30 protein-coding genes and 2 tRNA genes are annotated in these 25,365 nt (G+C 25.9%); 12 read left to right on the top strand and 20 right to left on the bottom strand.

Annotation, left to right across the window (positions count from 1 at the left end):
• Positions 1 to 40 precede the first annotated feature (40 nt).
• Both AC1B00_RS02820 and AC1B00_RS02815 read left to right on the top strand, forming a co-directional pair.
• A complete protein-coding gene (locus tag AC1B00_RS02820; RefSeq protein WP_239818230.1) occupies positions 41 to 841 on the top strand; it encodes a J domain-containing protein in 801 nt (266 codons plus the stop codon).
• A gap of 241 nt (positions 842 to 1,082) precedes the next feature.
• Entirely contained in the window at positions 1,083 to 1,376 is a 294-nt protein-coding gene (locus AC1B00_RS02815; protein ID WP_239818231.1) for a DUF2325 domain-containing protein, read from the top strand.
• A 52-nt stretch (positions 1,377 to 1,428) separates the two neighbouring features.
• On the opposite strand, the gene AC1B00_RS02810 is transcribed toward AC1B00_RS02815, so the two are convergent.
• On the bottom strand, positions 1,429 to 2,424 hold the full coding sequence (locus AC1B00_RS02810; protein ID WP_488848002.1) for a bifunctional 3,4-dihydroxy-2-butanone 4-phosphate synthase/GTP cyclohydrolase II: 996 nt from the start codon (positions 2,422 to 2,424) through the stop codon (positions 1,429 to 1,431).
• 150 nt (positions 2,425 to 2,574) lie between these two features.
• On the opposite strand from AC1B00_RS02810, the gene AC1B00_RS02805 reads away from it, so the two are divergent.
• Positions 2,575 to 2,649 (top strand) — tRNA-Gln (locus AC1B00_RS02805).
• Between the two features lie 11 nt (positions 2,650 to 2,660).
• Positions 2,661 to 2,736, top strand: a tRNA-Met gene (locus AC1B00_RS02800).
• Here the strand turns inward: AC1B00_RS02800 and AC1B00_RS02795 are convergent.
• The 12 genes from AC1B00_RS02795 to AC1B00_RS02740 all read right to left on the bottom strand — a co-directional run bounded on the left by AC1B00_RS02795 (position 2,715) and on the right by AC1B00_RS02740 (position 12,266).
• The gene (locus tag AC1B00_RS02795) at positions 2,715 to 3,428 is read right to left on the bottom strand and encodes a hypothetical protein (protein ID WP_488848000.1); all 714 of its coding nucleotides are present in this window, start codon (positions 3,426 to 3,428) and stop codon (positions 2,715 to 2,717) included. The two genes, AC1B00_RS02800 and AC1B00_RS02795, sit on opposite strands and share 22 nt — an antisense overlap.
• Positions 3,412 to 4,296 (bottom strand): tyrosine-type recombinase/integrase, encoded by an 885-nt coding sequence (locus AC1B00_RS02790; RefSeq protein ID WP_488847998.1) that lies wholly within the window; start codon positions 4,294 to 4,296, stop codon positions 3,412 to 3,414. The genes AC1B00_RS02795 and AC1B00_RS02790 overlap by 17 nt, the downstream gene beginning before the upstream one ends.
• Positions 4,297 to 5,370, bottom strand: coding sequence for a rolling circle replication-associated protein (locus AC1B00_RS02785; RefSeq protein WP_488847997.1), 1,074 nt, complete (start codon positions 5,368 to 5,370; stop codon positions 4,297 to 4,299).
• Positions 5,371 to 5,488: 118 nt separating this feature from the next.
• Entirely contained in the window at positions 5,489 to 6,694 is a 1,206-nt protein-coding gene (locus AC1B00_RS02780) for a type II secretion system protein GspD (protein ID WP_488847995.1), read from the bottom strand.
• On the bottom strand, positions 6,657 to 7,805 hold the full coding sequence (locus AC1B00_RS02775) for a zonular occludens toxin domain-containing protein (protein WP_488847994.1): 1,149 nt from the start codon (positions 7,803 to 7,805) through the stop codon (positions 6,657 to 6,659). Before AC1B00_RS02775 ends, AC1B00_RS02780 begins: the two co-directional genes overlap by 38 nt.
• Complete coding sequence (locus AC1B00_RS02770) at positions 7,802 to 8,317, bottom strand: hypothetical protein (protein ID WP_488847993.1); 516 nt, start codon at positions 8,315 to 8,317, stop codon at positions 7,802 to 7,804. Before AC1B00_RS02770 ends, AC1B00_RS02775 begins: the two co-directional genes overlap by 4 nt.
• Complete coding sequence (locus tag AC1B00_RS02765; RefSeq protein ID WP_488847992.1) at positions 8,317 to 10,233, bottom strand: hypothetical protein; 1,917 nt, start codon at positions 10,231 to 10,233, stop codon at positions 8,317 to 8,319. Before AC1B00_RS02765 ends, AC1B00_RS02770 begins: the two co-directional genes overlap by 1 nt.
• On the bottom strand, positions 10,230 to 10,436 hold the full coding sequence (locus tag AC1B00_RS02760; protein WP_488847991.1) for a hypothetical protein: 207 nt from the start codon (positions 10,434 to 10,436) through the stop codon (positions 10,230 to 10,232). Before AC1B00_RS02760 ends, AC1B00_RS02765 begins: the two co-directional genes overlap by 4 nt.
• 127 nt (positions 10,437 to 10,563) lie before the next feature.
• A complete protein-coding gene (locus AC1B00_RS02755; protein WP_488847989.1) occupies positions 10,564 to 10,692 on the bottom strand; it encodes a hypothetical protein in 129 nt (42 codons plus the stop codon).
• 374 nt (positions 10,693 to 11,066) lie between these two features.
• Positions 11,067 to 11,288 carry a hypothetical protein gene (locus AC1B00_RS02750; RefSeq protein WP_488847987.1) on the bottom strand — a complete coding sequence of 74 codons (222 nt, stop codon included), beginning with the start codon at positions 11,286 to 11,288 and terminating at the stop codon, positions 11,067 to 11,069.
• A gap of 118 nt (positions 11,289 to 11,406) precedes the next feature.
• On the bottom strand, positions 11,407 to 11,787 hold the full coding sequence (locus tag AC1B00_RS02745) for a hypothetical protein (RefSeq protein ID WP_239818241.1): 381 nt from the start codon (positions 11,785 to 11,787) through the stop codon (positions 11,407 to 11,409).
• Positions 11,788 to 11,804: 17 nt separating this feature from the next.
• Positions 11,805 to 12,266, bottom strand: a complete 462-nt coding sequence (locus AC1B00_RS02740; RefSeq protein ID WP_488847986.1) for a hypothetical protein — start codon at positions 12,264 to 12,266, stop codon at positions 11,805 to 11,807.
• A gap of 296 nt (positions 12,267 to 12,562) precedes the next feature.
• Here AC1B00_RS02740 and AC1B00_RS02735 point away from each other — a divergent pair, with 296 nt between their 5' ends.
• From AC1B00_RS02735 to AC1B00_RS02725, 3 genes are all read left to right on the top strand, one after another.
• Entirely contained in the window at positions 12,563 to 12,802 is a 240-nt protein-coding gene (locus AC1B00_RS02735) for a hypothetical protein (protein WP_488847985.1), read from the top strand.
• Entirely contained in the window at positions 12,799 to 13,440 is a 642-nt protein-coding gene (locus AC1B00_RS02730) for a restriction endonuclease (RefSeq protein WP_488847984.1), read from the top strand. The genes AC1B00_RS02735 and AC1B00_RS02730 overlap by 4 nt, the downstream gene beginning before the upstream one ends.
• A 688-nt stretch (positions 13,441 to 14,128) precedes the next feature.
• The gene (locus AC1B00_RS02725; protein WP_488847983.1) at positions 14,129 to 14,896 is read left to right on the top strand and encodes a restriction endonuclease; all 768 of its coding nucleotides are present in this window, start codon (positions 14,129 to 14,131) and stop codon (positions 14,894 to 14,896) included.
• A gap of 52 nt (positions 14,897 to 14,948) precedes the next feature.
• Here AC1B00_RS02725 and AC1B00_RS02720 read toward each other — a convergent pair whose 3' ends face one another.
• From AC1B00_RS02720 to AC1B00_RS02705, 4 genes are read right to left on the bottom strand one after another with little or no spacing between them, the layout of a single operon-like run.
• Positions 14,949 to 15,425 carry an aminoacyl-tRNA deacylase gene (locus AC1B00_RS02720; protein WP_488847982.1) on the bottom strand — a complete coding sequence of 159 codons (477 nt, stop codon included), beginning with the start codon at positions 15,423 to 15,425 and terminating at the stop codon, positions 14,949 to 14,951.
• The gene (locus AC1B00_RS02715; RefSeq protein WP_488847980.1) at positions 15,412 to 16,176 is read right to left on the bottom strand and encodes a phosphatidylserine decarboxylase; all 765 of its coding nucleotides are present in this window, start codon (positions 16,174 to 16,176) and stop codon (positions 15,412 to 15,414) included. The genes AC1B00_RS02720 and AC1B00_RS02715 overlap by 14 nt, the downstream gene beginning before the upstream one ends.
• An 8-nt stretch (positions 16,177 to 16,184) precedes the next feature.
• Entirely contained in the window at positions 16,185 to 17,279 is a 1,095-nt protein-coding gene (locus AC1B00_RS02710; protein ID WP_488847979.1) for a metallophosphoesterase, read from the bottom strand.
• Between the two features lies 1 nt (position 17,280).
• The gene (locus AC1B00_RS02705) at positions 17,281 to 17,928 is read right to left on the bottom strand and encodes a Crp/Fnr family transcriptional regulator (protein ID WP_488847978.1); all 648 of its coding nucleotides are present in this window, start codon (positions 17,926 to 17,928) and stop codon (positions 17,281 to 17,283) included.
• 59 nt (positions 17,929 to 17,987) lie between these two features.
• Here AC1B00_RS02705 and gltX point away from each other — a divergent pair, with 59 nt between their 5' ends.
• From gltX to AC1B00_RS02685, 4 genes are all read left to right on the top strand, one after another.
• The gene (gltX, locus tag AC1B00_RS02700; RefSeq protein ID WP_488847977.1) at positions 17,988 to 19,325 is read left to right on the top strand and encodes a glutamate--tRNA ligase; all 1,338 of its coding nucleotides are present in this window, start codon (positions 17,988 to 17,990) and stop codon (positions 19,323 to 19,325) included.
• Positions 19,312 to 19,629 (top strand): YggT family protein, encoded by a 318-nt coding sequence (locus AC1B00_RS02695; RefSeq protein ID WP_488847976.1) that lies wholly within the window; start codon positions 19,312 to 19,314, stop codon positions 19,627 to 19,629. The genes gltX and AC1B00_RS02695 overlap by 14 nt, the downstream gene beginning before the upstream one ends.
• 9 nt (positions 19,630 to 19,638) lie before the next feature.
• The gene (locus AC1B00_RS02690; protein WP_488847975.1) at positions 19,639 to 21,267 is read left to right on the top strand and encodes a lytic transglycosylase domain-containing protein; all 1,629 of its coding nucleotides are present in this window, start codon (positions 19,639 to 19,641) and stop codon (positions 21,265 to 21,267) included.
• 409 nt (positions 21,268 to 21,676) lie between these two features.
• Positions 21,677 to 21,895: a hypothetical protein gene (locus AC1B00_RS02685; protein WP_488847974.1), complete on the top strand. Its 219-nt coding sequence runs from the start codon at positions 21,677 to 21,679 to the stop codon at positions 21,893 to 21,895.
• 82 nt (positions 21,896 to 21,977) lie between these two features.
• On the opposite strand, the gene AC1B00_RS02680 is transcribed toward AC1B00_RS02685, so the two are convergent.
• The 3 genes from AC1B00_RS02680 to AC1B00_RS02670 are packed head-to-tail and all read right to left on the bottom strand — an operon-like array spanning position 21,978 to position 24,791.
• Positions 21,978 to 22,634, bottom strand: a complete 657-nt coding sequence (locus AC1B00_RS02680; RefSeq protein ID WP_239818254.1) for a LutC/YkgG family protein — start codon at positions 22,632 to 22,634, stop codon at positions 21,978 to 21,980.
• Positions 22,627 to 24,057 carry a LutB/LldF family L-lactate oxidation iron-sulfur protein gene (locus AC1B00_RS02675; protein WP_488847973.1) on the bottom strand — a complete coding sequence of 477 codons (1,431 nt, stop codon included), beginning with the start codon at positions 24,055 to 24,057 and terminating at the stop codon, positions 22,627 to 22,629. The genes AC1B00_RS02680 and AC1B00_RS02675 overlap by 8 nt, the downstream gene beginning before the upstream one ends.
• Positions 24,054 to 24,791 (bottom strand): (Fe-S)-binding protein, encoded by a 738-nt coding sequence (locus tag AC1B00_RS02670; RefSeq protein ID WP_239818256.1) that lies wholly within the window; start codon positions 24,789 to 24,791, stop codon positions 24,054 to 24,056. The genes AC1B00_RS02675 and AC1B00_RS02670 overlap by 4 nt, the downstream gene beginning before the upstream one ends.
• Before the next feature lie 63 nt (positions 24,792 to 24,854).
• Between AC1B00_RS02670 and AC1B00_RS02665 the strand changes: the two genes are divergently transcribed.
• A complete protein-coding gene (locus tag AC1B00_RS02665) occupies positions 24,855 to 25,364 on the top strand; it encodes a rhomboid family intramembrane serine protease (protein ID WP_239818257.1) in 510 nt (169 codons plus the stop codon).
• Position 25,365 lies beyond the last annotated feature (1 nt).

Raw genomic sequence — 25,365 nt, 5'->3', positions numbered from 1 at the left:
AAATTGCTTATTAACAAAAAACTTTAAGAAAAGGTGATAAATGCAAGTTATACAAAATCTAGAATCAATTAGTATTAATACTCAAGATTTTTCTTTTTTTAAAGAAATGAAAGAAATAATAAATAAAAATTTTTCACAAAATATAGGTAAGAAAAGCAAATTAATTTCTTTTTATGTAGAGAGTGAAATACCGCAAAGAAGATATTTTTTAAAATTATTATCTATATTAAATAGAAAATATAATAATGAAAATTTACAAAATATAAACACAGCATATTATAAGAAATTTAAGCTTAATTTAGTGAGTGTAAATACTTTAAAAATAGTGTTAAATTGTAAATTAGACTTCATGAAAAAGGACATTATTTTAAACTTTTCAAATCTTGAAAAAAACTTGATTTTATACCTTAGCAATTATTTTAAAGAACATGAAATAAATATTATTAAAAACAAATTTATTATCACATATAAAGACGAAAATACTTTAAGTTTATTAGATAAATTATGTGCTTGTTGTGAGCATTTAAATTACTGCATAAGTTTTTCTTTAAGTGAGCTTGCATATTTACAATTTAAAAAAGAAATCAAAAATGAGCTTAAAAAAGATAATAGATTTTTAAATATATGTATGTTACTTGAAGAGCATTTTAAGACTTTAGGGGTTGAAGTAGGAGCTAGTTTTACGGAAGTAAGAAGTAAATATTTAAAACTTAGTAAAGCATATCACCCAGATTTTCATGCAGAAAAAAGCGATGAAGTAAAAAAAGTATTAAAAGAAAAATTTGAAGAAATAAATATTGCATACGAAAGCTTAAAGCCTTTATACAAAAATGCAAGTTAAATATACTATATAAATTATGTTTTATATATTTTATATATAAAATATAAAATTTATAGTATAAAAATATCTTATTTTTGTATTTTTAATACTAATTAAATTATATTATTACATTTATACTTATATTATATACGAAAATTAAAATAAATATACGATTATTTGTATTAAATAATTTTATAATAATTATCAGTTTCTTTAAAGGTTATTTTGAGTATAATACTCAAAATTAATTTAAGGAGAGTTTATGTCAGTTTTGGTCATTGGTGCTGATGAGATTACACCTATTAAGGCAGTTTTACATGATTTAGGAGCAAAGAGCATTACGCATTGGGATGCTAGAAATGAAAATAGAGTTAATCGTCAAAGCATTCCGCAAGATACTGGCTGTGTTGTAATGCTTACTAGTTTTTTAAACCATAATACAATGAAGAAAATCAAAAGCCAAGCTAAGAAAAGAAACATACCTTTAGTATGTGCAAAGCGTTCTGTAAGTTGTGTTTATTGTGAATATTGCAAGGTTTTAGGATTAAATAAATAATTTTGTTTTTCCTATTTCAAATTCTTAGAATTTGAAATAGGAATTTAGATTTTTATATATTTTTTATATTTAGACCAAATCCACTTAAAGCTGCAAATTGACTTGAATTACCTAATAATTCAAAATTATCAACTCCTAAATCTTTTAGAATTTGTGCTCCTATTCCGTAATTTTTCTCATCACTCTTAGTGCCTTCCATAAATACTAGCATTCCGCCATTTTTGCTTAGTTCATCAATTGATTTTAAAGTTTCTTCTAATTTTGTTGAGTTTAGGATATTTACATCATTTGAGCTTTTATAGAATTTAATTAAGCTTTTTTCATTTTTACCTGCAAAAGAAAAAATCGTATGAATATCACCTAAAAAGTCTTTGTATGTAATCTTTTTTACATCTTTATCTAATAGTTTTGTATTTTCTTCGCTAATTTTTGTTATTAGGCTCTCATTTTGAAGTCTATATTTTATTAAATCTTCAATTGTAACTAATTTAATATTATGTTTTTTTCCAAACTCTACTAAATCATCACGCCTTGCCATTGTGCCATCTGGATTCATAATTTCGCAAATCACACAAGCAGGAGTAAGTCCAGCTAATTTGCACATATCAACTGTTCCTTCTGTATGACCAGTTCTTACTAAAACTCCACCATCTTTTGCTATTAGTGGGTTTATATGACCAGGTCTTACAAAATCACTAGCTTTTGCATTTTTATCAGCAAATAGCTTTATAGTTGCATCTCTTTCAATTGAGCTAACACCTGTGCTTGCTGTTTTAATATCTACCGTTATAGTAAATGCTGTTTCGTGATTTGAAGTGTTTTTTGGAACCATTAGTGGTAGTTCAAAATGCTCAGCAATTTTTCTATCAAGTGCAACACACACAACACCTCTTGCATGAGTTAAAGTAAAATTAACCTTATCAGGCGTGCTAAACTCTGCAGGAAATATTATATCTCCTTCGTTTTCTCTATCTTCGGCATCTAGCATTATTAACATATTGCCTTTTTTTAATTCTTCTATTCCTTCTTTTATACTTACAAAAGACATATTTTTCCTTTTAATAATTATTTTTATTTAGTTTATGTAAAAATTATATATAGATGTTTAGAAAAGCATAAAAAAGTAAAAAATAATTTTTTTTAAAAAATTCTCTTGACAAAATATTTTTTTTTATATATAATCTTGCTTTTAAATTGTTGGGGTATCGCCAAGCGGTAAGGCAACAGGTTTTGGTCCTGTCATTCAGGGGTTCGAATCCCTTTACCCCATCCACTTTTACTTATCGCGAAATAGAGCAGTGGTTAGCTCGTCGGGCTCATAACCCGAAGGACGGGGGTTCAAATCCCTCTTTCGCAACCAAGTGCTTTAATATCGTTTAATGATAGAATTCTTTTAGGATTTTTCATTAAATTATAGCTTAAATTGAATTTATATATCAAATAAACAGAATAATCAACAATAAAATCATTATCTAAATTATATATTGAATGATAAAGACTATTAAGCTCATATTCACTAAGTTTAAGAATACGAGTTTTATTCCTTATGCCAGTGTAACGAAAAAAGAAAAATTTTTCATTATTATGTTCTAAATAACGAAAAAATTCAGCTTTAAAAAAATTGCCTTTTTTAGTCAAAAAATTAAATTTATCATTAATTCTTAAGAAAATAATTTGGTCTTTAAATATGAAAAAATAGTTATTTTTTAGTATTTTTATTTGAATATTATATTCTTTCTCATTTTCATTGTTTTCTATGATTTCGCCTGTGTAATCATCAAATAAATAAAAATCATTTAATATAAAAATATTATTGCAATTATATGATAAAAAAGAACTTATTAAATAATCATATTCATTATAATATCCTAGCGATTTAATAGAAGTAGAATAAATTAAATTATCATTTTTATAAACATCTAAATAAAATCTATTATCTTCAAAGTATGTTTTAAAGGTGTATTCTAATTTTAATAATATTTTTAATATGCTTTTATAATTATCAAAATAATAGGTATTGTTCTCAAAAATTAGCTTAATTCTGCTCTTCATTTTTAGCCCTTTTAAAAATGTTTTCTAAAATATTTTTAGTAAGTTTTTGGTTTATTGTTATATATCTTGTAGTCGTATTAATGTTTGTATGTCCTAGCATATTTGAAACCAAATTTATATCAGCATTTAAATAATTTATTGAAAAACTAGCTATTAAATGTCTTAAGTCGTGAATTCTAATATGCTCTAAATTATTATTTTTTAAGATTTTTAAAAATGCTTTTCTTAAATCTTTATAATGAGTTTTTGTGTGTGGATTTGTAAAAACATAATCATCTAACCTATAAAAATCAGTTTTTAGCAAGTGTTCTTTTAATCTTAAATATAAATCATTACTTAAATAATAGCTCATATTCTTTTTAATCTTATTATTACAAGCTCTTATAATATATGTTTTATTATTAAAATCTATATCACGCCATCTGATTTTTATAACTTCACTATATCTTCTGCCGTGCAATAAAAAAAAGAAAAACAAAGAATGAGTATTATTAGAGTTCATAAAAGCATTAATAATTTTTATCATAGTTTCATAATCTTTATTAAAAATAACTTTATTATCGAATTTAGGTAATTTTACCTTTATTGCTACATTTTTATTTATTATTTCTAAATCTAAAGCAAAATCTAAAACACGCTTTATTTTTAAAATCACATTTTTACAAGTCTTTACTTTATAATCGTTATCAAGTAAAGAATTAATATAGTTTTGTAAATCAAGAAAAGTTAAATCTTTTACATTGATTTCACCTAAAAAACTACTTTTTATGTGCTTATTATATAGGCTCAAGTCTTTTTTATAAGTGCTTTCGCTTAATGTGTTTTTATAAGTATTAAAATATAATAAAAATAAATCATTTAACTTCATTTATGCAACCTTAAAAAATTCAAAATCGGATTTATATTCATTGATTATTCTGTTATTGCTTTCATAAATTAAATGTTTGTTTTCATAGATTATTGTTTGGTTTGTGGTTTCAATATGTATAAAGAATTTATTGTTTTTATAATCTTTCTCAAGTATATTATTATGCTTTTCTAATTCATTATTTAAATGAAAATAATCACGCAAACTAGGTATAAAGTTAAGTTTTCTATATAGCCAGAGCGGAACTAGGAATCTACTCATTGTAAATCTCCTTATTTTATGCTTGATATACCAAGCAGTAAGCTTATCAATTTTTATATTATTTATATCATTATGCTTTAGATTTAAAAAAGTTTTTTGCAAATATTTCATTATGTAAGCTATTGAGTTATTTATGCTAGTTTGAAAGCCGTTTAACTCGCCATTCTGTTTTTGTTTTAGAGTTAATTTATCTGTTCTTAAATTTTGTGGAGCGGGAAATAAACGCATATAAGCATTTTTAAAATCTTCTATGATTTCAGCGCTGTTTGGTATAAATAAAACCATATGCAAATGGGGAACTCCTAATTTTTTATGTGGCTCAAAAACTTTACAATATTTGATTTTATACGCTTTATATTTGCGATTATAAAAATTATTAAATATCTTAAGCTTTTGATTTAAAATATCCTTTAAATCAACAATTGTCAAAGCCAATTTTTGATTTATTTTTTCTTTAATATGCTTTGGAATGCTAATTAAATCACTAGCTTTAAGATTTGAATAATCAGCAAATAAGAAATCCCTATATTGACTATCAAGCGTGGCTGTAATAAAAATAGGGGTATAGTGTTTTTCAATATTAAAAGCGTTTAAAACTTCAATTCTGTTTAATAATTCATTATGATAATTTTGGCAAAAATTACTTGAGAATGTAATTTCAAGTAAAGACTTAGATTTATTTAAGCCGTTTCTTATTCTATGAAACTTTAAGTAATTTAAAGTTTTTTCAAAACTCTGCTGACATTTATACAAATCATTAGAGCTTATGCCATAGTCGTTCAAAAACTCTAACTCATTCCTAATCAAAATCATTTTTTTATCCTTTCTTTTTTATGTATAGCTTAAACAAAGCTTAATGATGAAATTATTTATTAATTAGACAAGGAAGAGCGTGTGCGTGGCTCACGCCACGCCCACTCTCTTCTGTCTTTTATTCTAATTTTTCGGCATTTTCTTCATCGCTTAAATATTCAATAGTAATCAATAAAGTTGTTTTTAAATTGTTTTTGGTTTTTGCAGAGAATAAGTATTTTAGAACCGGAATATCTTTTAATAAAGGAATGCCAACTCTTGTATCGTATTCAGTGTTTTTATTAATACCACTTAAAACAAGAATTTGATTTTTATGTAAAGTATATGAACCACTGAGAGTTTTCTTTGTAGTTTTTGGTGTTAAACTATTGTTGTCGATAATGTCTTCTATACTTATATTTAAATCAAAATCTATTTTATTATTTAAAATCAATGGCTTTATATCTATTTTTAAACCGACGTCCTTATAAGTGAAAGTATTGCTTTCAGTTTTGTTAGAGCTTTCTATGGTTTCGGACTTTGTTAAGTAGGGTATGTTTTCAACGATTGAAAAAGTAGTATTTACATTGTTTTTAATAGTTAAAAATGGACTCGCTTTAATTTTTGTTATATTCTTTTCGCTAAGAAAATCAATAAAAGAATAAAAGCTTTTATTTGAACTTATAAATGAGCTTTCATTACTAGCGCTAAATAAATTCAAGTAAGTTTTTAAATTTACGCTATCAATTATTTTAGTTAAAGATTTATATTTTATGCCTTTTGAAATCAAATCAGAATAATTTGTTTCGCTAATAGTGATTTTTAATGTAGCAGTTTTTAAGACTTCATCATTTTTTGAAATCTCATTCTTTAAAAAAAAGTAATCTTCATCTTTGCATAAAAATATAATAGTATTTGTCGTTTCTATATAATCAACGATTTTTACTTCATTTTTTATATTATCTTTATTTGTGCTTGGCTGATTAGAATTATATAAATCTATTATTTTTTTAACATACTTATAAGAATTGTTTTTAAGCCTGACTGATCGTAATTTTATAAAGTTGTCGTATTTTTCATTTATATAATCAATATAATAATAATTCTTGAATTTTAAAAGCTTTAATGATTTAGATTTTAAGATTTTTTCAAAATCATTTATATTTAAATCATCTAGCTTTTTTTGATAAATTATGTAAATGTTCTCATCTTTTAATTTATCATTTAAAATAAATGTAATGTTAGATTTTACTTTAAATAGGTCTATAAAATCAACTAGATTAAGCTTAATGCTTTCAGCATTTAAACTAATTAATAAAACCAAAATTGTGATTAGTTTTTTCATCGTTTATCCTTTCTTTTTTAATTTTTAGATTTTTAAAAACATCAAATTCATAAATTAAATTAATTCTTGAGAATTCAGAACTTAAAGAGATATTATTTATATATAGGTATTCAGAGTTTTGAAGAATAAAGCTTAAGCTATCGTAAAGTATTTTATAATCATCATTAACCACACATACTTCACGCTTAAAACAAACAATGCTATAAGAATATATGTTTTCATAATTGTTTTTATTAATAAGCTTAGTTTCTTTTTGAGTTTCATTTTTTTGATTTATAGTATTAGGTTTTTTTAAGACTTGAGTATTTATATTTTTAGTAGTTTGTGGATTAGTTGGTTCTTTTGGTTTATTATTACTACCTAGTAAAAAAGTAAAGCCTTTGAAAAGCAAATAACCAACAAAAGAAATGAATAAAAACAATCGTATAAACTTATTAACCACACTTTTTGAGTTATTTTTAGCTCCACTAATGTATAAAGCAAAAACTTCATTAATTGCGGGTAATGTGAAATTACCAACGATATCTTTTTGATACATTTTATAAGATAAAAATTGTCTATATTTGAATTTTCTTGTATTTATTTTCTTAGCATTTGGTAAGGCTTGGAAAAAGAATTCAGCTATTGTTTTGTATTTAGTTTCAACTAATGCTAAATCTTGAGTAATCATATAAATGTCAATAAACAAATGTCTATGATAAGTAAAGAACCAAACAAGAACTTCATATTCCTTATCGTAAAAATTGTGGCATTCATCTATGATAAATAAAGAATTAAATATTTTTAATTCTTTTGCTTTTTCAATTAAAGTTTTATCATCTGCATTATTTAAATGAAGAGAATATAAGATTTTTAATTTTTCATAGATTATATCGTGTTCGTATGGCTTTATTTTATCGCATATTGAGAAATTAAACTCATTTATATTTGTATAGCAATAATCATAAGTTCTAGTTTCTTCTTTAGCTCCAAACAAAAAAGAAAATAAGCCTTTTCTATCTTCTTTTTTATTTTCATTTTTCATAGGCTCAATGAAAGATTTATATAAATGATGAACTGCGTAATAAGTTTTTCCGCTACCAGGTATGCCAGTAATAAATGAGATACTCATATTTTTTTACCAAAAAAACTATCTTTTAAAAAGCGAGCAAAGCCTTTTAAATCATCAGTGTATTGTGGAGATGTATTGTTAAATATAAGATAAGGATTATTAACATATTCTTTAAATTCTCTTAATTTTTTAAGAATAAACATAATAATATGGCAATAAAGAATAATAATAAAATAAGGCAAAAATATATCTAAAACTTTCTTTAAAGACTCTAAAATCATAGTAGATAAAAAAACTTGATAAATAGGAAATGAACCATCAGAAGTAGTAGAAAGCTCTTGATTTAAAGAGTCAAAAATATAATTATAAATATAAATCAAAAAAGAAATAACTTTAATAAGACTATATATAAAATAACTACTAAAAACTATATAAATAGTAAGAAAAAAATAATTAATAAAATTACTTAATCGTTTTGAAGCAACATCAAAAAAATTAATATCCATATATTTTTCAAAGTAATAAAAACATTTACGGAAAAAATTAGCAACAAAATTAAAAAAAGCCGACATTAATACCCCTTAATAAGACCAAGAACAAGTTTAATTGAAGTAACAAAAAATATAACTAAAAAAAATATAGAAGATATAGAATATAAATATGGACGCATAGGAGATAAAGAAGAACATAAGTCTAAATCCATATCAACATAAAAACCATTAGAATTACCAATTCTTTTAGAATAAGGACATTTATCAACAACTGCAGTTTTTATAGTTCGCACTTCAAGATTTTTAATTTCTTCCGATAATTCTTTAAGTGAATTTATAGAATTAGAAAAAGAAGAAAAAGCATTTTTATAATCACTAGCACTATTTAATAAGAAATCTAAAGAATTAATCTTGTCAAAAATATTAGTATCAAAAGTATCATCATCTTTAAATTCAACAGCATCATCAAGTTTAATAGTAATATCATCAACTTTTACATTTACATCAACATTAACTTTTGAATTTTCTTTATTTATACTTACTTCTGTGCTTGGTTTAGTGATTACAACTTCATCAGGTTTTACTGCTTCGTTTGGCTTTGTAAGTTCATTAGGTTTTACAACTTCTCCAACATTTACATTCTCATTTGGTTTTGTGATTTCGTTAGGTTTTACAACTTCTCCAACATTTACATTCTCATTTGGTTTTGTGATTTCATTAGGTTTTACAACTTCTACTAATCCAACATCTTCATTTGGCTTTGTGCTTTCATTAGGTAATTGAATTTTATCGTTTTCTTCTTTATTGTTAGGAATTGAAATATCAGGAGAAACTGCAACGCCATCATTCTCATTAGGTAAAACTAATTCTTCATCTTTCACATTAGGCAATGTAACAACAATATCTTTTTTATCTTCAATAAATAAGCCGTTTTCATCTAAAGTTCCGGCAACTAAAGAACCATTATTAATAGCTCCGATAACATTGTTTTCATCATCTCTTATTAGTATTTGTGAATTTTCATATTCACCTAAAAGACTATCAATTAAAGCCTTATCTTTATCGCTTAATTGATTATAATAGCTTTCATCATTCTTACTTGCTTCTAGCATACAAGTATCATAATTAATAACGCAATTATTATAAGTAGTTTGTATTGCTTTTTTCTCTAATTCGCTTAATTCTGATACTTCAACCATAGGAGCAGAATTAATAGAACTATCATAATCGCTTATAGATTTTTCAGAACACATAGAAGAAGAATTTACACTTTCATTAATTTTTAAATCACCACCGGAACAACGAATAGCACAAGCAACAGCTTTTTTATCGTTTAAAGGTGTAGAGCTTATAATAGAACTTAAACCTTTAGCACCTAAAAGAAGATTTTTAAAACTTATGCCGTTTTTGTTTTTTAAACTAGCTAAAGCACCGCCTAAGTAATCTAAAGTAACGCCAGTGTAATTACCCATACCGCTAACAGCACAAGCGTAAGCTTTACGAGAATTAGCATCTAAATCATTTATTGTTTTTTCAACTTCTTCATTTTTAGAAGATATGTGAAAGCCAAACTCGTCATCATTATGTATATAAACATCATCTGCTTTTGTGTAGGTATATTTTGAATAAGACAAAGAATGACCACGCGAGCTACATATATCATATTGATAAACATAATGTTCAAAAAGAACAAAATAATAATAATTATTTAACTTTTCAATAGATTGTTTTTTAGTTTTTTTACAACCATGAAAATCCCAAGGCCAATTGCCATTCCAACGATTTTCAGTACCTTCTTTTATATATTTATTATCAGAAATGACTGTAATAACATAATTTGTACTAAAATGATATTTAGGCTTAATCAGTGGGGTTGGGTAACTGCAAGTGTTATTATTTGTAGTTGTTAAAAAAAATTCACAATCTCCGAATTCATAAGAAAAAAGCGAATTTTCAATAAGCAAAATAAAAAATAAAGAATATAAAAACTTTTTCATTTTATTTGCTCTTTTAGTGATTGATATTCAATAACTAAATCATCTACTAAAGATTTATCTTTCAAGCTTAAATCATCATAATAATTGTAATCGTTGATATTGTTTTTTAAATCCACACTATTTAATAAAAATAAATAATAAGAAATAAACAAAGTTATAAGATTGCTTAGAATTATAATTATAAAATAATCTAGTGTTTTCATAGTTTATCCTTTAGCTTTAAAAAGTGTAAAACAAATCAACAAGGGTAGGGCATAAATAATCACTTCTAAAAAAATACTAAAGAATAAATCAAAGCTTGGAATATTAGTAATGTTATAGATACTCATATTAGCCCCTTGTGAATAAAAATATAATTATTTGAAATAGGCAAAAACCTAACAAAATAGCAGTAAGCGACATCAAGAAATTAAATTCTTTTAATGATAAATTAAGAGTTTGTATATCTATTTCTATCATTTGAATAATCCTTTTACATAAGAAAAAATAAAAGTAGAAAATTTAGCAATTATGCAAATTGCAAGGATTGAATTAAAACAAACTATTAAAAAGCTTAAATCAAAATTATAAATCATTCTAATTTTTATCCTTTCTTGTTTTTTTTGGTTCTTAAAGTTATTTGAAATAACTATTACTTAAAGCTTTTAGATTATTTTTTAGACTTATTTAGCTCTAAGATTTAAGTAATAGTTATTAATATAAAATAAGGTGGGTTGCCACCCACACGGGCGACTGAACGCCCTATTAATTGTTTTTTCGTGCTTTTTTTTTATGGATAAAAAAAAAGACACGAAAAAACGGGGCGTTCAGTGTTTCAGAAAATGCAAAAAGTATTATTTAAACATACTAATAACTCTTTTAATTGCAAACATAGAACCATAAGCGGTTAGAATAAGTGCAGCACCACCATAGAAAAATGCTAAATCAATAGAACCACCGAAACCAGCAGTTTCATCAAAAGTTACAGCAGCTTGAGCTGAACTAGCCATTAAAGCAGTTAAAGTAGTAGCACCTAAAATCTTGTTTTTTGATAAAAAATTCTTAACTTTTTTCATAATAAATTCTCCATAAATTAATAAAATTAAATCTTTTTTTTAGCTTGCAAACTAAATTAAACACTCGTAAAAAGAGTGCTTAAGTTAGTTTGTGTAGTCAATCAAGACTACACAGCTTTTATTTTTTAGAATTTAAAATCTTCATTAATTCATCATAAGACATATCTATATTTACAGAGTATTCATTGTTTTGATATGTAGGCAAAGAACCATTCAAAACTAAAGATTTATTTGTTTTAAAATAATTTTTAAAAGACATTGCTAGCATTCCCGCATCGCTATCAGACAAGCAAGGGATTTTAAATGTAAGACTAGTTTCTTTAGTATCAGTAAAATTAGTTTTTTCATTAAAAACTTCATAAACATTTCTACAAGATAAACGCACACTTGCGTTATATTTTAAGCCGGTTTGTTGAATTACACCCGAACCACTAGAACGAACTAAACAAGAGTTAAAAACTTCATAATTTACTTTAAATTCTTCTTTTATAATTTCCATAATAATCTCCTTTTTTTTTAATTTTCAAATTTCAAAAATTTTTCTTTATTAATAAGAATAAAATAATCATTAAACAATTCAATAAGATTTTCATATTTTAAAAATACATTCAGTTCTAATGTAAGACAATAACCATTTTCTTTTGTTTCAAACACAAAGCTATCTACAAAATTAGAATTAGAAACTTTTTTAAATAAATTTTCATCATAGTCTTCTCTTGGAATAACAATTTTTAAAAAATGTTTGAGACTACATTCTTCTGATTTTTTAGTATAAGAATGCTTAGAATATAAACTAAAATCATAATGAGTAATATATTCTTCATCTTCATAAAAAATTCTAAAATATTCGGTTTTAGTTTCGCAACTAAAATAAAAATTATTAAAAATATAATAATAAAGAGAATTAGATTCACAGAATTTATCAAGCTTTAAATAAAATTCTAAACTCTTTAAAAAATTAAAGTTACAAACTTCCATTTTTCTTATCCTTTCTTTTTTTATTACCTTTCTTTTTGATTATTTTTAAGTGCAAGTAAGAAAGGATTTTAAACTTGCACTAAAATTAAATTACTTTGGTAAAATAATTTAACCAAATATTACCATAGTTTTAAAATCTTGTCAATATAATTATTATATTTTTTACCAAAAATATTTTAAAAATTAAAAAATATTTTCAATATATGGTAAAAATATAATATTAATATAAAAATTTTCATAACTATGATTTAATTTTTATCAATTAAATTTGTATAATTTTTATTAAGGTAAAAAAGATGACTGATAGAGAATTAGCAAGTTTTTTAAATATTACACACCCTACGCTTTATAATTGGAAAAAATCAAAACCAAATCTATATGCAATAGTTATGGCATATAAAGAAAAAAAAAGTAATATAGAAAGTAATTTGATAAATGAATTAATAGACAATTTAAAAAAATTAAGTGAAAAAGAACAAGAAAAAATATTACTTGAAATAAAGTTAAAAATAATCAATAAAGAACTTGGAGAATGAAATTATCATTATTTTTATTAATAGCATTTACAATATATATGATTTATATATACTATAAACAAGATACAAACAATAAGATTAAAAAAAATAATTTTTCATTTATGAATTCACCATCTTATAAAAGATACAATGAAAATAAATTAGCAATAAAAGCAATAAACGAAAAACATAAAAAAGCTGATAAAGAAGAAAATAAAATTTCAGAAAATGAAAAAAAGTTTAATGAAAAATTTTATCAAAGTATAAAGAAATCAAAAGAGAACAATATTAACGACTACTATATAAAAAAAGGTCAAGAATACGAGTATAAAATAAAATGTTATTTTGATAGTCTTGGATACAATGTGTATCCAAACGGCTATATAAATGGCAAAAAAGATAAAGGAATTGATTTAATAGCCTATAAAAATAACGAAGTGCATTTGATACAATGTAAATGCTATAAAAATCCACCAAAGCAAGATTTATTAAGAATGTTTGTAGGAGATTGTGAAATATATATAAAAAACAATCAGAACAAATTAAATAATAAAACTATATATAAAGATTTTATAACTAGTTGCAAAGAAAAAGATTATGGAGTTATAAAATTCTTAGAAGAAAATAAAAATTTAATCAATTATTTAATAATTAAATAAATAAAAATTAAGCTTATTAAATATATAATAAAATGTTTTTAAGTTTCTTACCACTGATAATAGAGCGTAAGGAATTTTATGGATAGGATATTATTAATCATATTAATTTTAATAATACTATCTAGTAAATTATACTAGATAGATTTTTCATAATTAAACTTAAACTTATTATAAGTTAATGCTACTTAATGAGAGCTTAAAAACTTATTTTTTCTATTATTTGTGGTTGGGTAGCATTAACCACATTAGAATAAAAAAAAAGATTTAAGAACTCATAACCCGAAGGACGGGGGTTCAAATCCCTCTTTCGCAACCATTTTAGCATTATTAGAATACTTATTTAATATATAAATCTTTATCAGACTTCTTTTTTTAAATGTTAAGAATTCTAACATCTTTGAACTTAAAAAATTCTTAAAATAGTTTAGTTTTATTTTACTTAGAAAATGTTGTTTTTTTATGTTGGTTTATTGCTTTTCTTAAGTGAAACTTAATAGGGGTAAAATGCCTATGTGATAGGCTTTTAAGGGGCGAATTTTTAAAATCTCGCAAATTTGTATAAATAAGACAAAATAATACTTCATTAATAACACAAATCAAAATTAATATTATAAAATTATTATATTATTATTATATTTTATAAAACTTTTTATAATGAGATTATTAGATAAATTAAGGAGTATTGGTTGTGCTGATATTTATTTTAACATTATCAATTGTCGGTTTTTATATAGCTATGACAAAATACGGATTAGAAGAACATAGTATTTTAAAGCTAAAACCAAAAATGGGGCAAATATTAATAAAAAAGAGTTTTAGAGAAAGACTAAAAAAAGAAGTTGAAGAAGAATTAACTATGAAAATAGAAAAGAGATTAAGAGAAGAAATATCAAAAGAATATAAAGAAAGATACAAAAACATAAAAGAAGAAATAAAATTTGATTTAATAAATAAAGGCGAATATTACAATACAAATTATGAAGTAGCATTATATAAACAAAAATTACAAAAACTAGAAGAAGAAAACATAGAATTAAAAGCAAAATTAAATCAGCAAAAAGAAAATTATAAAAACTATCTTAAAAATAAAGAAGAAAATATTAAAAAAGGTCAAGAATACGAGTATAAAATAAAATGTTATTTTGAGAACTTAGGATATAGTGTATATCCTAATGGATATATTAAAGGTAAAAAAGACAAAGGGGTTGATTTAATAGCTTATAAAAATAATGAAGTGCATTTGATACAATGTAAATGTTATAAATATCCACCAAAGCAAGAATTATTAAGAAAATTTATAGGCGATTGCGAAATATACATTAAAAACAACAAAAATAAATTAAATAACAAAACTATATATAAAGATTTTATAACGAGTTGCAAAGAAAGAGATTATGGAGTTATAAAATTCTTAGAAGAAAATAAAAATATAATTGATTATTTAGTAATAGAATAAATTTTGTAATTCCTATTTGAAATTCTTAAAGAATTTGAAATAGGAATTAGGCTTATTCTTTATCGCTTGAGAGTTTAGCTATTTGAAATAAGTCTTTTATGTATTTTGAATCTATTTTAAGCTGAAGCCCACGAAGTCCTGCACTAATTACAAAATAATCAAGCTCTAAAGCTCTTTCATCAATAAATCTTACAAAATCTTTTTTCATACCAAAAGGAGAGCAACCTCCTCTAATATATCCTGTTTTATCCTTTAGTTTATCAAACTTTAAAAGACTTAATGATTTTTCATTAACTGCTTTTGCAAAGGCTTTTAAATCAAGTTCTAAATCTCCTTGAATACAGCCTACATATAAAGAGTTTTTACCTTCGCAAACTATAGTTTTATAAATATATTTAATATCTTGACTGGTCTTATTAGCAACGCAAATTGCTGATAAATCATCTCCTACTTCATAGCTTAATAATTCATATTCTATTTTTAATGTATCCAAAAATCTTGCTGCATTGGTTTTCTTAATTGTTTGCAATTTTTTCTCCAAACCTAATAGCACCTTCATTGCAAGTAAGTTTTAAATTTTCTCCTAAAATCAAAATAGTAGAACCCATTAAAAATCTTCCTAGCATTTCGCCTTTTTTTAAGCTTACATTATCGTAGTTTTTCTCATAATCACTTGCATTTTTCATATTTGTTTGCACGCTTGTATCAAAATCAAATTCCATTTTGCCAACATTTACAGCTCCAACGAAAACCATATAAAAAATACTTCCATCATTTTTTTTACAAGTTAAAACCACACGCTCATTTCTTGAGTATAAATTATCATGTTTTGCAAGTGCTTTTAAATTTACGCTAAAAAGCTCAGCGCAAAAATATTTAAGATTTAAAACCTGCATATCGCAAGGGCTATGATAATTATGATAATCTCTTGGGCTAAGGTATATATTTAAAAAATCAAGCTCATTTTTAGGAGTAAATCCTAATAATTCAGCTATATCATACTCTTTGCCTTTTATGCTAAATGCCTTTAGATTTGAGCTTTTTGCAAAACTTAAAATCGTGCCATCACAAGGACTTATAAAGCCATCTTCAAGCTCTCTTGTTTTTTCTAATCTTCTTGTAAATAAAGCTATTAAGCTATCGTATTCTTTATAATACTTAAATTCATCCATAGGTATATTAAAATGATTTATGTAGGTTTTGTTTATGTAATTTTGCATAAATTTTGGATATTTAATGCTTACAATTTTGCCAAAAATTCTTGAAATAATTTTTCTCATAACATTCCTTAAAGTTTAATAATAGCGATTTCACTAGGTGCTAAAAAGCGTATAGATGGACCCCAAAATCCAGCACCACTGCTAACATATAGCTTTGTCTTTTTACCTATTTCATAAAGCCCATGCAAAAATCCTTGCTGCATTAATACTAAAATACTAAATGGAAAAATCTGCCCTGCATGAGTATGACCGCTTAAAACCAAATCAAATTTGCTTAAATCAAATTTCTTAGCTACAACAGGTTGATGAGCTAATAAGATATTATATTTTTCTTCTTTATAACTTTTAAAAATAGGAGCTAAGTTCATAGGCATTCCGTATTTTGCTCCCCTTAAGTCATTTACACCGCTTAGCACGATTTTGCCTAAATCAATGCTTTCATTTTCTAAGACTTTTATATTTGTTTGCCTTAATTTTTCTAGTATTTTAGTTGCGTCATGATAGTATTCGTGATTGCCTGTTACATAATAACAAGGCTTATTAAAAGTATTTAATAAATCAAGATAAGTAATTTCATTAATATCGGTATCAATCAAATCTCCCACAATTACTATAAAATCTACATCTTGAGCATTAATTTTTGCGATAAGTTCTTTTAAAAAGTCTTCATGAAGATTTTTACCTAAATGTACATCACTTATCATTGCGATTTTTACTCCAAGTCCTGCATTAATATCTACATATTTAATGGGTGGAATTCTAATAGCTTTATAAATTCCTTGTAAAAAACAGCCAAATGCTATAAATAAAATACCTATATCGCAAATTAGTTTTAGAGTTTTTCTTCTTTGCTCATTAAAATTGCCTTTAATAGTCTTTGCACTGATTAGCTTTAAAATATCATAAAAAATTGCTATCAAAAAGAAAAAGAACGAAAAACCTAAAAGTGCTGATAAAACCATATAAAGAATATCAGGTAAAAAGTTTGCTCTCATAGAGAACAAAAACACAACATTACTAATAAATAAAACTACACAAAGACCTAAAAAAAATCTTTTATATTTAGGAAAAATCAAGGCAAACAAACGCCTATAAATATAAGCATTAGCGATAAATACAGCAACGCAAAATGCTATGGCAAATAATAAATGGCTTAAACTCATCTTAAATCTCGTAAAGTGATTTTAAATATTTTTCATCGTGAATTATCAAGCTTTTATCATCATTAAAGCTAATAATTCCATCATTTTTAAATTTAGCTAAAAGTCTTGAAAAAGTTTCAGGCGCAAGGTTTATAAAAGAAGCTAATTGAATGTGTTTTATTGTCTTAAACAATTCATTTTGTTCGCAAATTAATTTAGCTAGTTTTGCTTCAGCACTCAAAATCATTTCATTATGAACGAATTCTGATAAATATATTAGCTTTTTTGATAAACCACTCAAAAGCGCTAATACGAAATCGCTTTTAGTTAAAAATTTATTCTTTAATTCATCAAAATCTATTTTAATAATTTCTCCACTATTTAAAAAACTCGCACTTGCAGGAAAAGGAATATTTTCAAAGTTTGCAAGCTCAGCAACAAAAGAAATAGGAGTTAATTTATGCATAAAAATTTCAGCTCCTTTTTGATTGGTTTTATAAACCTTAATATTTCCTTTAATTAATAGATGTAAATACTTACTACTTTCTCCTTCAAAAAATAGCATTTCACCTTTTTCATAGCTTTTATGAATGCAAATTTTTGCTAATTCATCAAGCTCATTTTCGTTAAAATTTTTAAAAAAAGAAATTTGCTTTAATACTGCTTTCATTGGCACTCTTTTTACTTTCTTAAAATAGAATTATGAAAAATCATATCAAGGAATTACAAATGTTTAGATTTGCTCCATCGCCTACTGGCAATATGCATATTGGAAATCTTAGAACTGCAATTATTAATTATGTATGCGCTAAAAAATATAATAAAAAGTTTATTTTAAGAATAGAAGATACTGATACAGCAAGAAATATTAAAGGCTTAGAAGAAAATATTAAAGAGATTTTAACTCTTTTTGGAATTAATTGGGATGAATATTATGTGCAAAGCACTCACCTTGCAACTCATCAAAAATTAGCTGCTAAATTACTTGAAAATGGCTCGGCATTTAAATGCTATTGCACTGAAGCTGAGCTTGAAGCTAAAAAAGAATTAGCTAAGAATGAAAAAAGAGCTTATAGATATGATGGAACTTGCGAGAATTTGAAACAGGAATTAGAAAAACCTTTCGTAATAAGACTTAAAAAGCCAAAAGCTACAATCACATTTAAAGACGAAATAAAAGGCGAATTATCGTTTGAGCCAAACGATGTTGATAGCTTTGTAATCTTAAGAGCTGATGGGACACCTACATATAATTTTGCATGTTCAATGGATGATATGTGCGAAGGTGTTAGTTTTATTATCCGTGGAGAAGATCATGTAAGCAATACTCCAAAACAAGAGCATATTAAAGCCTCTCTTGGCTTTAATGAAAGTATGCAATATGCACATTTGCCTATAATCTTAGACGAAGTTACAGGACAAAAGATGAGCAAAAGACAAGATCATTCAAGTGTAGCTTGGCTGCTTGAGCAAGGGTTTTTGCCTGATGCTATTGCTAATTATCTTTTATCTTTAGGAAATAAAACTCCTAATGAAATCTTTACTATGCAAGAAGCTATTTCTTGGTTTGAAATAAGCAATATTTCTAAATCTCCTGCTAGATTTAGCATGGCAAAATTAAGATTTATAAATCGTGAGCATATAAAATTACTTGATGATGAAATATTAGTAAGGCTTTTATTTAAAGATGAGTTTTTAGCTAAGTTTAACAACCCTAAAGCTCTTGCAAAATTAGCTAAGCTTTATTTAGAAGAAGCTAGCACACTTAATGAGATTAGAGCAAAACTTAGCGGGTTTTTCTTACCTTTTAGCGTAGTTTTTGCAAATAATGAAGAATTTATTGAAAGTGCAAAATTATTAGAAAATGAATTAAAAAATCCTAATTTAGCACTTAAATATGATGAATTTAAGCAAAATCATTCTTGCAATCTAAAAGGCAAGCAACTTTTCATGAGCTTAAGATTATTATTAAGCGGAGCAAATCACGGACCTGAATTAGCTGCTATTTATGAAATAATTGCACCTTGTATGAGTGAGTTTTTAAAGGTTAAAAATGAGCTTAGCTGAGTTAGTGCTTATAATAAGAGATATTTTAATGATAGCGTTAAATATATATTCTTATATTGTTATTTTTTATTGTTTGTTTTCTTTTGTTATGCAAGCATTTTCTAACCCTTGGGTTTTTAAGATATATTTATTACTTGCAAAACTTAGCAAACCAGCTTTTGATATAGTTTATATGATAATTCCACAAAGATTTTTAAATATTGGAATGATTAGTTTAGCTCCTATTGCTGTGATTATAGGAATAAATTTATTGCAACTTGGAATACATGAAGTTGCAAAATTAATTATTAAATCAATTTTATAAAGGTAAAAAATGAAAAAATTATTAGCTATTTTAGTTATTATCAATGCCTTGTTTGCATATACCTATGAAGAATTAAAACAAGAGCCAAATTCACTTGCTAAGGACTTCTTTTTATACAATTTATTAAAAGATAAAGAAATCAAAAAAGAAGATTTAAAGGAATTTAAAAGCCATATATTTCGTTTTTTAGGCGTTATTAAAAAAGAATATGACAAAGTAGCTATTAAAGAAGCTCCAAAGCCTTTAAGCCCTGATTCTTGTTATAATTATTCTATTAATTCTATTATGAACGCAAGCGAAAAATGTCAGGTTTTTAGACTAAAAGAAGTGAATTTTGCTAAAAAATTAAGTGTTGAAAATCTAAAAAAATTAGCAAATACTTTTAAAGATAGCAATAAAGAACTAAGCTCACAATTAAGCATTCTAGCAAATAAAAATCCAATAGCACAAAGCATTAAAACAGGTGATGGCAAGACCTTGATGAAGCTTTATTATGATGGGTATAAATTAGATGATTTTTCTCCAGGTCCAAAGACAAGAGCTAGTATGATGGAGCATCCTAATGCTTATAAGTTTTTAAACTCAGCTTTAGTAGATGATAAATATCCAAAAATAAGAGAAAGATTAAGCTTGTTAGATAAAGAAGACGCTAAAGAAGATTTAGCATTTGCTTTAGGTTTAAATGCTTTAATGTTTAACAAAAACGCTTTAGCAGAGAAATATTTTTTAAGAGCAAGTAAAACTTATAAATATAAAAGACCAAGAGATAATGCCTTATTTTTTGCATATTTAGCAAGTAATAAAACAAGACATTTAGATACTTTAGCAAATAGTGAAGATTTAAACATTTATAGCATTTTAGCAAAAGAGCTTACAAACACACCACTTCCTAAAATCATAACCCCAAATCCAACAAAAACTATTGATTATCCAATAGATGATGCTTTAGTTCAAGCAAGATTTATGATTGAGTTAAAAAATGCAAATAAAGAAAAATTAGAGCAAATGAAAGAGCAATTTGATGCTAAAAATACTCAAGGTCAATATTTAGTAATTAGCGATAAATTAAGTAATTTTAAAGATAACATTTATCCTATTCCATTCCCTGAAGAGCTAAGTAATTATAGTGTAGAGCAAAAGGCTTTAATACTTGCAATTGCTAAGCAAGAGAGTAGATTTTTACCAGCTTCTGTTAGCACTTCTTATGCTTTAGGTATGATGCAATTTATGCCTTTTGTAGCAACTCATACGGCTAAGGTTGATTTTAATGATAATAATTTTGATGTTACAAATATGTTTAAGCCAGAAATTGCATATAAGTTTGCAAACGCACATTTAAACACTTTAAAAAAGGGAGTAAATCATCCAGTTTTTATAGCTTATGCTTATAATGGTGGTTTAGGCTTTACTCAAAGAATGCTAAAAAAAGAATATATGTTTAGTAATGATTCTAAATATAAAAAATATGAGCCATTTTTATCAATGGAATTAGTGCCTTATTTAGAAAGCAGATTGTATGGTAAAAAGGTTTTAGCAAATTATTATATCTATCTTAAGATTTTAGGAAAAGATGTAAAAATGAGCGATTTTATAAGAGATTTAAATAAGCAAAGTGATGCTTTAAAAGTTAGGAATTAATCTTTAATTCCTAATTCAAATTCTTTTAAAATTACTAAGAATTTGAATTAGGAATTTGCTTTTTAAAATGCTTTATATTTTAATAGTCTTTGTTTTTAAATTCAGTTATTTGCTTTGATTTTACCAAGAAAATTCATTTAAATTTTTGAAAATATTTATAAAATTGAAAAGAATTTGAAATAGGAATTTAAAACAATATTTAGATTTCATAAAAGAAAAAGAATTAATCTGTTTTACACAAATTCAAATTAAAAAAGCTAACTTTTAAACTTCTTAAGAATAATCTTATAAGTGTTAAAAATCAATATTAAAACAAATCCCTATTTCAAATTCCTTTATTTTTTAAATACTTAAACATAAACTTTAAATACTTTTTATATTTCTTCTTTTTCTAACTCTTGCATGGTTTTTGAGTGGTTTTTGTGGTTTTTGTGGTTTTTGTGGTTTTTGTGGTTTGGGTGGTTTGGGTGGTTTGGGTGGTTTGGGTGGTTGGAGTGGTTGGAGTGGTTGGAGTGGTTGGAGTGGTTTGGGTGGTTTGGGTGGTTTGGGTGGTTTGGGTGGTTTGGGTGGTTTGGGTGGTTTGGGTGGTTTGGGTGGTTTATTCCGAGTTTATAATGATTATCAATAGTTTTTATTTAAATTATCAAAGAATTTGAAATAGGAATTTGATTTAAAATATTTAATCCCTAAATATCTTAGGGATTAAAGTTTTAATAAAAGATTATATGAACCTTTTGGCTACCATGAACGCCAAATACGGTTACAAGCTCAATATCAGATGTTCTACTAGGACCTGCTATATATAAAATATTAGTAGGTAATACATCATTTTCTGCCTTTATTCTAGCAAGACCACTTGCAAGTGAAGGTTCAATTTTCGTCTTATCAAGTAGCATAATGCAAAGCATTGGTGCAAGGCTTAGCATTCTAGGTTGGCTAGCACTTGATTTTACACAAGCAACCCCATGTGAGCTAATAGCAAACTCTACATCAATTACTGAAAAATCACTATGAAAAACTTCACTTCTTAGCTCTTCAACACTTTTATCAAAACAAACTTTTTTGCTTGCATTAATTTTTTCTACATTAGCACTTAAGCTTTTTGGATAAATTAATGATGTATATCCATAAGAGCTTGTGATTTTATTTATTTCATCATAAACATTGTCTAAGCCATCAACTTCATGAACTTCAAATTTATTTTCGCTCATTTTGGTTTTTGTTTCTTCTAAAGGATTATCGCTTTGTTTTATATGAACGCTTGGATCTACACTTTTTTCGTTTAACTCGTGTTTTATTCCACATTCAATTGCGTTTAATATTTGATTTCTTGAGCGATTGCTGATTTCTTCAATTCTTTTATTCATAAGAAACTCCTTCTAAGTTCTCTAATTCTTTATATATATTTCCTTTAAGTTCAGGTAAGTCTTTATATGTTGCCCAATTTTTAAGCACAGGCAGACTTGTTCCTACGCTTTGTAATAGCCAGTTAAACTTACTTGCATTACCAATAGCAACTCTCCACATTTTTGGACTTGTAGCAATATCAGCAAACTTAGCAAATCCGTAGCTTTCCATTGCGCTATGCTCTAATTCATTTGCACCTAGTGGAGCATTGTCTCCAGCTTCACCTATCTTATCACGGCGCAGTTTTCTAATCATGCTATCAAGTGGGATTTTTACAGGGCAAACTTCAGAGCAACGACCACATAAAGAACATAAACTTAAAATATCCCCATGCTCATTCATTCCGAATAATTGTGGCGATATAACTTCTCCGATTGGTCCAGGATAAACAGCATCATAGCTATGACCACCGATTTTATCATACACAGGACAAAAGTTCATACAAGCACCACATCTAATACAGCGTAACGCTTCATAATAATCTTCGTTGCTTAAAATATTTGTTCTATGGTTATTAAACAATATTACATGCACTTCTTTAGGACCATCTAGCTCATCAGCTTTTCTAGGACCTGTGATTATATTATTATATGCAGGTATGAATTGTCCTGTTGCTGAAGGGGTTAATAATGTATCGGTTGTAGCTGCGTCAGTAAAGCTTTCTACGATTTTTTCAATTCCACAAATTGCTACATGAATAGTTGGAGCTGTAGTGCACATTCTACCATTGCCTTCGTTTTCAATCAGCCAAATAGCACCTTCACTAGAAACTGCAAAATTCACCCCACTAATACCCATTTCTAAGCCTTCAAATTCATTTCTTAGATGAGTTCTAGCAATTGCGTTTAATTTCTCAGGTTCGCTTTCTTTTGCAACGCCTAATTTTTCGCTAAATAATTCTCCGATTTCATAGCGGTTTTTATGAATTGCAGGAACAACGATATGAACAGGAGTTTCATTACCTAATTGTAAAATTAGCTCTCCTAAATCAGTTTCAATCGCATTTAAGCCTTTATGTTCTAAATAATGGTTTAAGCCGATTTCTTCGCTTGCCATTGATTTGCCTTTTAATACCTTGCTAATTTTCTTTTCCATCATTAGCTCATAAATTATCTCGCAAGCATCTTCTTTGGTATTTGCAAAATGAACTTTCATACCATTTTTTGTAGCGTTTTTTTCAAATTCTAATACTCTATCTTTTAAAGTATATAAAGCATTATTTTTTGCTTTTTGTGCCTTTGTTCTTAGCCCTTGCCAATCTTGAAATTTTGCATTAATTAAAGCTTTTCTTCTATCTTGTAAAGCGTGCATTGCAGAGCTAACGTTTTCTCTCATTTGCTTATCAGCTAATTTAGTTTTGATTAATTCGCTATGATTTTTCATATCTTTTCTCCTTGCATTCTAGCAGCTAAAAAGTCATATAAATGATAAGTTTTTATATCAAGACCCATTTTTGCAATTGTTCCACGAATGTTTAGCAAGCATCCGCCATCAGCAGAGATTATAACTTTTGCTCCACTTGCAACAATATCATTTACTTTTGCTTGAGCCATTGCGTTTGAGATTTCAGGTTCTTTTACACTAAATGTTCCACCAAAACCACAGCATTCTTCTTCGTATTTAAGTTCTACTAATTCAACATTTTTAAGACTTCTTAATAAGTTTTTATTAGCATCAATGCTTTTTTGAACTCTTAAAGCGTGGCAGTTTGTATGCCAAGTAACCTTAATAGGTTCGCCCTTATCTTCAATCTTAAATCCGATTTGCTCTAAATATTGACTAAGCTCTATTACTTTTGAACTAAATTTTTTGATTTTTTCATAATTTGCATCATCTTTAAAAAGCTCAACATAATCATGGCTCATCATACCGCCACAGCTTCCACTAGGAATTACGATAGGTAAATCTTCATTAAATAATTCAGCATTATATAAAGCTACTTTTTTAGTATCTTTAAAATATCCTGTGTTATAACTAGGTTGCCCACAACAGGTTTGATCTTTTTTAAAAATCACTTCAACTCCGGCACTTCTTAAAAGCTTAATAGAGTTTAAAATCGTGTTCTGCATAGCAGCACTTGCTAGACAGGTTGCATAAAAATATACTTTTTTTTGCATTTTTAACCCTTTTTAATAAAATGATAATTTATTATATTACTTTAACGATATTAAAGGGTTAAGATGATTTTCTATGCGATTATTTTTTTAAATATTTTTATTTATTTTTTAGGGTTTTTAATCGGCAAGCGTGTTTTAGTAAGTAATTTTGCACTTTATCATGGAAGTGATTTTTATACATTTTTTACTTATTCATTTTTGCATAGTGATTTTAATCATATTTTTATGAATATGGTTATGCTTTTTATGCTATCTCATCTTCTTAGATTTTGCAATAAAACTCATTTAGTGTTAGTGTATGTTTTGGGTGCTATTTTTTCATCTTTAGCGTATTATTATTTAATGATAAATATGGGATATTATAATTTTGTTTTATTAGGTGCTAGTGGAGCTATTAGTGCTTTAATGGGCTATGCAGCAATTGTTTTAAGACAAAATGGCTTTTTTGTAGCGATTGCAATTACAAGCTTAATTAGTGCTTTAATGTTTAGTAATGTAGCTTGGCAAGCACATATTTTTGGAGCAGTATTTGGAGCAATTTTTGCTTATGGAGTTTATTTTTTAAGGAGATAAA

This window comes from Campylobacter sp. DY7 (genome assembly GCF_057802535.1).
This window is presented reverse-complemented; position numbering and strand designations above follow the sequence as displayed.

Coding starts and splice junctions, on each gene's coding strand:
- AC1B00_RS02820 (WP_239818230.1), top strand. CDS start 41: ATGCAAGTTATACAAAATCTAGAATCAATTAGTATTAATACTCAAGAT.
- AC1B00_RS02795 (WP_488848000.1), bottom strand. CDS start 3,428: ATGAAGAGCAGAATTAAGCTAATTTTTGAGAACAATACCTATTATTTT.
- AC1B00_RS02690 (WP_488847975.1), top strand. CDS start 19,639: ATGAAAAAATTATTAGCTATTTTAGTTATTATCAATGCCTTGTTTGCA.
- AC1B00_RS02750 (WP_488847987.1), bottom strand. CDS start 11,288: ATGAAAAAAGTTAAGAATTTTTTATCAAAAAACAAGATTTTAGGTGCT.
- AC1B00_RS02735 (WP_488847985.1), top strand. CDS start 12,563: ATGACTGATAGAGAATTAGCAAGTTTTTTAAATATTACACACCCTACG.
- AC1B00_RS02695 (WP_488847976.1), top strand. CDS start 19,312: ATGAGCTTAGCTGAGTTAGTGCTTATAATAAGAGATATTTTAATGATA.
- gltX (WP_488847977.1), top strand. CDS start 17,988: ATGTTTAGATTTGCTCCATCGCCTACTGGCAATATGCATATTGGAAAT.
- AC1B00_RS02665 (WP_239818257.1), top strand. CDS start 24,855: ATGATTTTCTATGCGATTATTTTTTTAAATATTTTTATTTATTTTTTA.
- AC1B00_RS02680 (WP_239818254.1), bottom strand. CDS start 22,634: ATGAATAAAAGAATTGAAGAAATCAGCAATCGCTCAAGAAATCAAATA.
- AC1B00_RS02790 (WP_488847998.1), bottom strand. CDS start 4,296: ATGAAGTTAAATGATTTATTTTTATTATATTTTAATACTTATAAAAAC.
- AC1B00_RS02730 (WP_488847984.1), top strand. CDS start 12,799: ATGAAATTATCATTATTTTTATTAATAGCATTTACAATATATATGATT.
- AC1B00_RS02785 (WP_488847997.1), bottom strand. CDS start 5,370: ATGATTTTGATTAGGAATGAGTTAGAGTTTTTGAACGACTATGGCATA.
- AC1B00_RS02675 (WP_488847973.1), bottom strand. CDS start 24,057: ATGAAAAATCATAGCGAATTAATCAAAACTAAATTAGCTGATAAGCAA.
- AC1B00_RS02740 (WP_488847986.1), bottom strand. CDS start 12,266: ATGGAAGTTTGTAACTTTAATTTTTTAAAGAGTTTAGAATTTTATTTA.
- AC1B00_RS02670 (WP_239818256.1), bottom strand. CDS start 24,791: ATGCAAAAAAAAGTATATTTTTATGCAACCTGTCTAGCAAGTGCTGCT.
- AC1B00_RS02770 (WP_488847993.1), bottom strand. CDS start 8,317: ATGTCGGCTTTTTTTAATTTTGTTGCTAATTTTTTCCGTAAATGTTTT.
- AC1B00_RS02780 (WP_488847995.1), bottom strand. CDS start 6,694: ATGAAAAAACTAATCACAATTTTGGTTTTATTAATTAGTTTAAATGCT.
- AC1B00_RS02715 (WP_488847980.1), bottom strand. CDS start 16,176: ATGAGAAAAATTATTTCAAGAATTTTTGGCAAAATTGTAAGCATTAAA.
- AC1B00_RS02815 (WP_239818231.1), top strand. CDS start 1,083: ATGTCAGTTTTGGTCATTGGTGCTGATGAGATTACACCTATTAAGGCA.
- AC1B00_RS02775 (WP_488847994.1), bottom strand. CDS start 7,805: ATGAGTATCTCATTTATTACTGGCATACCTGGTAGCGGAAAAACTTAT.
- AC1B00_RS02810 (WP_488848002.1), bottom strand. CDS start 2,424: ATGTCTTTTGTAAGTATAAAAGAAGGAATAGAAGAATTAAAAAAAGGC.
- AC1B00_RS02765 (WP_488847992.1), bottom strand. CDS start 10,233: ATGAAAAAGTTTTTATATTCTTTATTTTTTATTTTGCTTATTGAAAAT.
- AC1B00_RS02760 (WP_488847991.1), bottom strand. CDS start 10,436: ATGAAAACACTAGATTATTTTATAATTATAATTCTAAGCAATCTTATA.
- AC1B00_RS02705 (WP_488847978.1), bottom strand. CDS start 17,928: ATGAAAGCAGTATTAAAGCAAATTTCTTTTTTTAAAAATTTTAACGAA.
- AC1B00_RS02755 (WP_488847989.1), bottom strand. CDS start 10,692: ATGATAGAAATAGATATACAAACTCTTAATTTATCATTAAAAGAATTT.
- AC1B00_RS02745 (WP_239818241.1), bottom strand. CDS start 11,787: ATGGAAATTATAAAAGAAGAATTTAAAGTAAATTATGAAGTTTTTAAC.
- AC1B00_RS02710 (WP_488847979.1), bottom strand. CDS start 17,279: ATGAGTTTAAGCCATTTATTATTTGCCATAGCATTTTGCGTTGCTGTA.